We start from the raw sequence: 7,276 nt of genomic DNA on the forward strand, positions 1-7,276 counted from the left end.
GATCGACTTGCCAATCCATATTCATGGCCGGCTCCTCCAACAGCCGGCCTCTCATGAATCATGCAAAACCGACCTTGGGAATCCCTCAAAACGCTCCCAGTATCAAAAATCTCCCAAAGTAGTGCTAGGCTCAGGGCCCATTGGCTTCATAGCCAGAACATGACGGTGGCGGCGAGGGCGACGGCGAAGAAAGAAACCTTCGGGCACCTGTCATAGCGGTTTGCTACGCGCCGCCAGTCTTTCAGGCGACCGAACATGATCTCGATCCTGTTGCGACGCTGGTATCGGCGCTTGTCATACCTGATGGGTTTGGCGCGTGATTTCCGGCCTGGAATGCAGGCTCGTATCCCTTTGTCCTTAGAAGTTTCCCGGAACCATTCGGCATCGTAGCGCCTGTCGGCCAGAGATGGCGATTGAGGAGATCGACCGGGTTCTGGCTTCCGGCGTGCGCTTCGGCTGCGTCCTGGCGGACGCGGGCTATGGCCGGAGCGCGCCCTTCCGCCAAGCCTTGAGAGAGCGGGGTCTCCGGTGAGCAGTGGGCATCCCAGCCAAGCAGAAGGTCTATCCCGTCGATGTCGAGATGATCTTCCCCGTCGCCAGACGCGGACGCCCGCGCCAGCACCACCTCCCCAACCAGCTCAGCCGGCCTGTCGAAGCAGTGCTCGCGGACGCCGACTGGCAGACACCGAGCTGGCGCCGGGGCGCCAAGTCTGGAAGCAGATCGGGCTCCTGGCGGCGAAGGTAGCAGAACCCTTCCTCTGACCGCTCATAGACGCACTCGAAACCAAGCCGGTCACAATAGAACCGCTTGCTTTCCTGCCAGTCTGTTACGGCAAGTTCAGGAACAAGGGCATTTTCCATGCTTCCAACTGCTTTGCTGTTAAGTTGGCTTGCCATACCCTCGGAACGCGCGCCTGTGCCAGCCTTGCATAGGACAAGCGGAGATCCTGGCTATTCGCCAGGATCAAGGCCATCCCGGAGGAAGGGCAAGGATCAGCGCGGCCTGTCGGCCGCGCCAGCCCTCGGACCACCGAGCCATTGTGGGTGTTGAACTGCAGAAATCGGCATCTGGTATGTCTATTGTTGGTGTAAATTCGCACGTTTCTACGTATAATGAGCCATGCAAGGCTGACTGCAGCCCTATAGTGACGAGATCAGCACCACATCGGAGAAAAACTCGGCTTGGAACAGGTTGTTTGCAAGCGGGCCTATGCCCTGTGGGAACAGGAAGGGCGGCCAGACGGACGCGCTGAAGAGTTCTGGCATCGTGCCCTCGAGCAGCACATCCGGGGGTGTGCCTACGTCCTGGGGCAGCAAGAAGGGAGTCAGGACGGAGCCGACGAAGATTGGCATCAAAACCGCGAGTTCCAGTCGCAATAACGATTGGGGGGCGGCGTGATGAACACCGCCCGCGGGCCATCACAAAGAGCATCATCCTGGCGCCGCCGAGCGGCAAGAAATTTTCAGGGCGCATTTTCTTCATGAATAAGAAAGCGGTTTGAGCATGTTCTACTGTCTCTTACCAAAAACCAGCGTTCTGGTCGTCTCGGTGGGCCAGCTTGAATATTGCCTCAATGCGCGCGCTGAATTTCACGTGAGAAACGAGTGCAAGTGGGTATGAAGGTTGCCGATGCGGCCCTGTCTGACCTGTCGGTTGATGTTGTCGACAAGCGTGTGATCCTGTCCGGCCACCTGGTCGTGTGGACGCTGAGCAAGCTGTCTGACACGCCAGATGCGGCGAAGATTGATCTTGCTGCGGTGACCCGGATGGATACGGCAGGTGCATGGGAACTGACGCGGCGACGCGCGACCGGCAGCACGCTGACCGGACTGTCGGACCATCATGCCAGTCTGCTTGCGACCGTCACGGAGGCGTTGCCGGTGCCGGACCTGACCGTCGAGGTCCCTGCATGGTGGCGTCGCATTCTGGACAGGACAGGGCGTCGCGTGGCCGGGGTGCTGGTGTATCTGAGCGAGCTGGCCGAGTATCTGGGACGCGCCCTGGCCGCGCTTTGGCGGGGATTACGCCACCCGTCACAATTTCCTGCGACGTCCCTGATCCATCACTGCCAGGAAACCGGCTTGCGCGCCGTGCCGATCGTTGCCGTCATGTCCTTCCTGATCGGTGTGGTCCTGGCCTTCCAGGGTTCGGACCAGCTTCGCCAGTTCGGGGCGGAGGTGTTCGTGGTCGATCTGATCGCGATCTCGATCCTGCGCGAACTGGGCATTCTGCTGACGGCGATCATCGTCGCAGGACGCACGGCCTCGGCGCTGACCGCGTCTATTGGGTCGATGAAGATGCGCCAGGAGATCGACGCAATGCGGACCTTGGGGCTTGACCCCGATCTGGTGCTGGTTTTGCCCCGCATATTGGCCCTGGTCTTGATGCTGCCGATCCTCGGCCTGGTTTCGGCGCTGACCGGACTGCTGGGCGGTGCGGTCATGTCCTGGATCGAGCTGGGCATTTCTCCTGCCGTTTTTGTTGCGCGATTGGCAGATGTCAGCGTCAGCCACGCCATAGTCGGCCTGACCAAGGCGCCGGTCTTTGCATTGATCATTGGAGTGATCGGCTGTCATGCCGGGATGCGTGTTGGCAAGGATGCTGAATCGCTTGGACAGATGACCTCGTCTGCCGTTGTCAGCGCGATCTTTGCCGTCATCATCGCCGATGCGGCCTTCTCGATCTTCTTCGCGCAGGTGGGATTATGAACGGTGATCCTGTTGTCCGCGTCCGCGGCCTGCACACGCAGTTCGGCGATCACGTCGTGCATGAAGGACTAAACCTGGACCTGCGGCGTGGCGAGATCCTGGGTGTCGTCGGCGGGTCCGGGACCGGCAAGTCGGTCCTGCTGCGCGCCATTGTGGGGCTTGAGGCTTGCCAGGGCGGCACAATCGAGGTGCTGGGGAAGCAGATCGGCACTCTTTCCGGTCCTGACCGTCGCGCGCTGGAACAGCGTTGGGGCGTGATGTTTCAGGACGGAGCCCTCTTTTCGTCGCTGACCGTGCGCGAGAATGTCGAGGTGCCGCTGAAGGCTGTCGCAGGACTTTCGGATACCCAGCGACAGGGACTGGCGGAACTCAAGGTCTCGATGGCGGGGCTGCCCTGGAAGGCCAACGGCAATTATCCCTCGGATCTTTCAGGAGGAATGCGCAAGCGGGCGGGACTGGCTCGTGCGCTGGCGTTGGATCCCGAGATTGTTTTCCTGGACGAGCCTACGGCTGGGCTGGACCCGATCGGCGCATCGGCGTTCGACCGGCTTATCGTGACGCTGCGCGACGCGCTGAACCTGTCGGTGTTTTTGGTGACGCATGACCTGGACACGCTGCACGCCTGCTGCGACCGCGTTGCGGTGCTGGCCGAACGCAAGGTGCTGACAACCGGCACGATGGCCCAGATGCTGCAGGTCGATCACCCTTGGGTGCACGAGTATTTCCACGGGCCTCGGGCGCGCGCTGCGACCGAAGGTATCCCGGACAAGGACTGATCCCATGGAAACCAAAGCCAACTATATCCTGATCGGGGCCTTCACGATTGCAGGCTTCCTGGGCATCCTGGGATTTGTTCTGTGGTTTGCTCAATTGGAACTGGACCGTCAGTTTGCCTATTATGACGTGTACTTTCCCGACGTGTCAGGCCTCGGTCCGTCGTCAGACGTGCGTTTTGCAGGGCTGCCGGTCGGACGGGTTGTGGACATGCAGCTGGCCCCCGGCAATCCCCTGCCTGTCCGGGTCCGGCTGGAGGTGATCCTCGATACGCCCATACGCAGCGACAGCGTTGCCGCAATGGAGGTGCAGGGCGTCACCGGCGTGGCGCTGGTCGCAGTCACCCCAGGCTCCGACAGTGCGCCCTTGCTGAGGGAGACCGACACTTCTGCGGTGCCGGTCATTGCGTCCAGCCGGTCGGCACTGCAGACGCTCAGCGACGAGGGCCCGCAGATCATCAACCGTCTCAGCCTGGTGGCCGAACAGTTGTCGCAAATCCTGGGGCCAGACAATCAGGGCCGGGTGGCTGCGATCCTGGACAATGTGGAACGATCCAGTGGCAACCTGGATAAGGCGTTGGACGATGTGGCCACAGCGACGGAGGCGATATCGGAGGCTGCCACGGGCATTGCGGCCTTTGGGACGCAGATGGATGGCCTCAGCCGCGGTGCCGGAGTGACGCTGGAGCGGTTTGCCGACGCGGCGTCCGAGGCCGAGACCACCCTGAGCGCCGCTACCGCGACACTCGACCGGGTGGACCGCTATGTTTCAGGCGATCTGACGACGCTGACACAGCAGTTGGAACGCAGCGCCGCAGGACTGACCGCTTTCAGTGAACGAGGCGCCACCAGCCTGGACAGTCTCGACACTGCATTGGCTGCAGGCACGCGAGCCTTTGACGCGGCAGAGATGGTCATCAGCCGCGATCTTGCCCCCGTGGCCGGCGACCTGCGTGGCACGTTGGCCGCGGTTAACACCGCGTTGGCCAGCCTGCCCGAAGATCTGCCGCAAATCACCGCTAGCCTGCGTCGGGCCGCAGACTCGGCTGCTGTGGCGTTTCAATCGCTGGGTAGCGTGATCGAGGGCGCCCGCACACCCGTGCAGGCCTTCGCCGCCGACACGCTGCCTCAGATCTCGCGCTTGTCTCAAGACCTGCGCACGCTGGTCGAGAACATGAACCAGCTCGTCTCGACCCTTCGCCGCAATCCGGCACAGCTGCTGTCTGGTCCCCGCACCCCTGAATTCCGTCGATGACGAGGTTTCCCATGCGCCTGCTTCCCGCCGTTTTGATCGCAGCCTTGAGCACCTTGCCGGGATGTGGTGCCCTGTCCGCCCTTCAGGGCGAACCGGACCGCGATCTGTTCGAGCTGCGCCCGCCTCCTGCCCGCAGCTGCGGGCGGGCTCGCATTGGAGAGCTGGTTGTCGAACCCCCAAAAGCGCGCGGCACGCTCGACAGCGACCGGATCATGATCCGTCCGTCGGCCCTGCAGACGCAATACCTGCCAGACGCGCAGTGGGGCGATACGGTTCCAGCGATGCTGCAGCGCTTGCTGGTCCAAAGCCTGGGCGCAACGGGTAGCTATTCCCAGGTCGGCCGCGCGCCGCTCGGGCTGTCCGGCGACTATGCCCTGATCAGTGAGATCCAGGATTTCAACGCCGAACTTACCCCTGATGGCGTGATCATTCAGCTGACGGTCGAAGCACAGATGGTAAGCGAGATGGAAGCAGACGTGATCTCGCGTGGTCGTTTCGCCGCCACCGTTCCCGCGGCGAGCACTCGCACGGCAGATTTGGTCCCGGCCTTCGACGCAGGGGCGCGGCAGCTGGTCACGCAAATGACCGATTGGGGTCTGCGCGCTTCGGGTGTGAACCCGGCGGGTTGTCGATAAACAAAGCCCGGCAATGCGGCGGCCTTTTTAGAACATGCTGCGCTGAAAGTAGGGGCATCCACGCCATCAACAGAGCCTCGGAGGACGTCAGCTTGATGCAAGCCAATCCTCAGACCGCTTCGCGGCCTCACGCCGCGCGTTCACCGCCGTAACGCGCCCTTGCCGCTTGCTCAGGTTGGCCCGGAGTGACCTTTCGGTGCCTGCCTCGTCAAGAACAGGCACTTCAGCCTCGAAGGCCGCCTTGATCCGCCCGTCGATACTTGCGTCGGCAGGGCCGACTACCACAGGACGACGAAACAACATTCGCCATCTCTGGCTCATGTTTTCTGCTATCTCGGCTGCCATCACAGAACCTCCATGGCACCGCGAAAAGTGTCGCGCGGATATCTCAAAGATGGGGATCCGTCCGCACGGTTACATCAGGTCAAGGCCGTTGATTGCAGAACCCCTGACGAACGCCCGAGAGAATAGCCTTCCATGAAGCGCTTGCTTCATCTCGCAGAACGGTGGCTGCCTCAAATATGACCGCCCCTGGAGATACGCCCTGAGGGGGCGCAGGGCGGAGTTCAGGCTGAAGGGGCCATGTTCGAGCTGGGGCTGGGCACCTTCTCGCGTCATTGCCAAGCCCCTTTTTTCTTGAGGTCGGTCGATCAGGCAGGTGTGCCCGCCGATCACCTCAGCGAGTTTTGGCCTTGGATACCGTGGCAGCGACGACGTCCTTCGTGCTGGGTGCTGCTGCGATTACCTTCGGCGTTTCCTTTTTCGGCTTCTTTTCGTCGCGCCCACGCTTGTTCATGCCCTTGGCCATGATCGAGGTCCTCCCAAAGCCGGTCCGCATCAGACCGACTGGGCACAGTAAACCATGAGTGGGGGGAATAGCCATGGCCACGAGGAATTCATGGACCCGCCGTTCGCGCCACCCAGTCAGCGCCGCGCCCGCCGGGCCGCCTGTCGCAACCTCTGGTGGGCCTGTCCAGCCGAAGGACAACATCATCGGCGGAAAACTGTCGCAGGTCGGTAAACTGTCCTGAAGACTTTCAATCATCAGAGCATGATAGTCGTCCGCAAGGCTGCAACGGGGGGGTGCCTGACAACGGAAGGTAGCGACGAGGAAGGCCGGTAGCGCTCATCCGCCAATACATCGCTCCTGACCGCTATACTGATACTCCACCACCCAGTTCTCGCGAAACCGGAACAGCACACCAGGACAACACGGGATGGCTCCAGCAACACAATACGAGAAGCTGCTCGGGATCGGGGCGCTGCTCGCGCTCGGGATCGGCTGTTTCGTGGTGATCTCACCATTTCTGACAGCGATCATGTGGGCCGCCGTTCTGTGCTGGTCCACCTGGCCCGTCTATCGCCAGTTCGAAAGAGCCCTCGGCGGCAGACGAGGTCCGGCAGCCGCCCTGATGACCCTCGCCGCCGCGCTGGTCATTGTCGCACCCTTCGTCCTTCTGGTGGCGGCACTGGCCGAGAGCGTAGGCGATCTCGTCCGCGTGCTTGGGCGGGTCGTCGAGGAAGGACCGCCTGGGCCGCCGGCCTGGATTGGCGACTTCCCGATCGTTGGCGAGAGCATTGCCAGCTACTGGCAAGGCCTTGCGCTCGATGCGCCCGCCTTTCTTGCCGCGCTGAGACGCTTCACCGGGCCAGCTGCCGACGTTGCGATGGCAGGCGGAGCTTTCATCGGGGTCGGTCTTCTCGAACTCGCCTTCAGCGTCTTCATTGCGTTCTTCTTCTATCTGAACGGCCGTCAGATTGCAGCGTATGTTCGCCGGGTAATCCTCCCCGAAAGTAAGGGGCTTCATAAGTAGAATTTTCTCGGCAAGATGAACGAGGAGATTTCGAATGAAGACAAGCAGATACACTGAGGCTCAGATCATCGCGATCCTGCGGCAGGCTGA

The 7,276-nt window shown here is 61.8% G+C and carries 7 protein-coding genes and 2 pseudogenes; 7 read left to right on the forward strand and 2 right to left on the reverse strand.

Features of this window, described 5'->3' with window-relative positions; translation table 11 throughout:
• Positions 1-146: 146 nt before the first annotated feature.
• A pseudogene (locus tag H5395_RS17230) lies at positions 147-404 on the reverse strand (transposase); the annotation flags it as partial.
• Between H5395_RS17230 and H5395_RS19185 the strand changes: the two are divergent.
• From H5395_RS19185 to H5395_RS17260, 6 genes and pseudogenes are all read left to right on the forward strand, one after another.
• Positions 377-709: pseudogene (locus tag H5395_RS19185) on the forward strand (transposase); the annotation flags it as partial. The pseudogenes H5395_RS17230 and H5395_RS19185 sit on opposite strands and share 28 nt — an antisense overlap.
• A gap of 473 nt (positions 710-1,182) precedes the next feature.
• Entirely contained in the window at positions 1,183-1,380 is a 198-nt protein-coding gene (locus H5395_RS19635; protein ID WP_182793760.1) for a DUF2934 domain-containing protein, read from the forward strand.
• A gap of 237 nt (positions 1,381-1,617) precedes the next feature.
• Positions 1,618-2,709, forward strand: coding sequence for an ABC transporter permease (locus H5395_RS17245; RefSeq protein WP_182793761.1), 1,092 nt, complete (start codon positions 1,618-1,620; stop codon positions 2,707-2,709).
• Positions 2,706-3,485: an ABC transporter ATP-binding protein gene (locus H5395_RS17250; protein WP_182793762.1), complete on the forward strand. Its 780-nt coding sequence runs from the start codon at positions 2,706-2,708 to the stop codon at positions 3,483-3,485. The genes H5395_RS17245 and H5395_RS17250 overlap by 4 nt, the downstream gene beginning before the upstream one ends.
• 4 nt (positions 3,486-3,489) lie before the next feature.
• Positions 3,490-4,737 (forward strand): MlaD family protein, encoded by a 1,248-nt coding sequence (locus H5395_RS17255; protein ID WP_182793763.1) that lies wholly within the window; start codon positions 3,490-3,492, stop codon positions 4,735-4,737.
• An 11-nt stretch (positions 4,738-4,748) separates the two neighbouring features.
• On the forward strand, positions 4,749-5,372 hold the full coding sequence (locus H5395_RS17260; protein ID WP_182793764.1) for an ABC-type transport auxiliary lipoprotein family protein: 624 nt from the start codon (positions 4,749-4,751) through the stop codon (positions 5,370-5,372).
• A gap of 676 nt (positions 5,373-6,048) precedes the next feature.
• On the opposite strand, the gene H5395_RS19195 is transcribed toward H5395_RS17260, so the two are convergent.
• Entirely contained in the window at positions 6,049-6,180 is a 132-nt protein-coding gene (locus H5395_RS19195; RefSeq protein WP_255440790.1) for a hypothetical protein, read from the reverse strand.
• Positions 6,181-6,589: 409 nt separating this feature from the next.
• Between H5395_RS19195 and H5395_RS17265 the strand changes: the two genes are divergently transcribed.
• Positions 6,590-7,186: an AI-2E family transporter gene (locus H5395_RS17265; protein ID WP_182793765.1), complete on the forward strand. Its 597-nt coding sequence runs from the start codon at positions 6,590-6,592 to the stop codon at positions 7,184-7,186.
• Positions 7,187-7,276: the final 90 nt, after the last annotated feature.

Source organism: Paracoccus sp. MC1854 (assembly GCF_014164635.1).
Classification (GTDB): domain Bacteria; phylum Pseudomonadota; class Alphaproteobacteria; order Rhodobacterales; family Rhodobacteraceae; genus Paracoccus.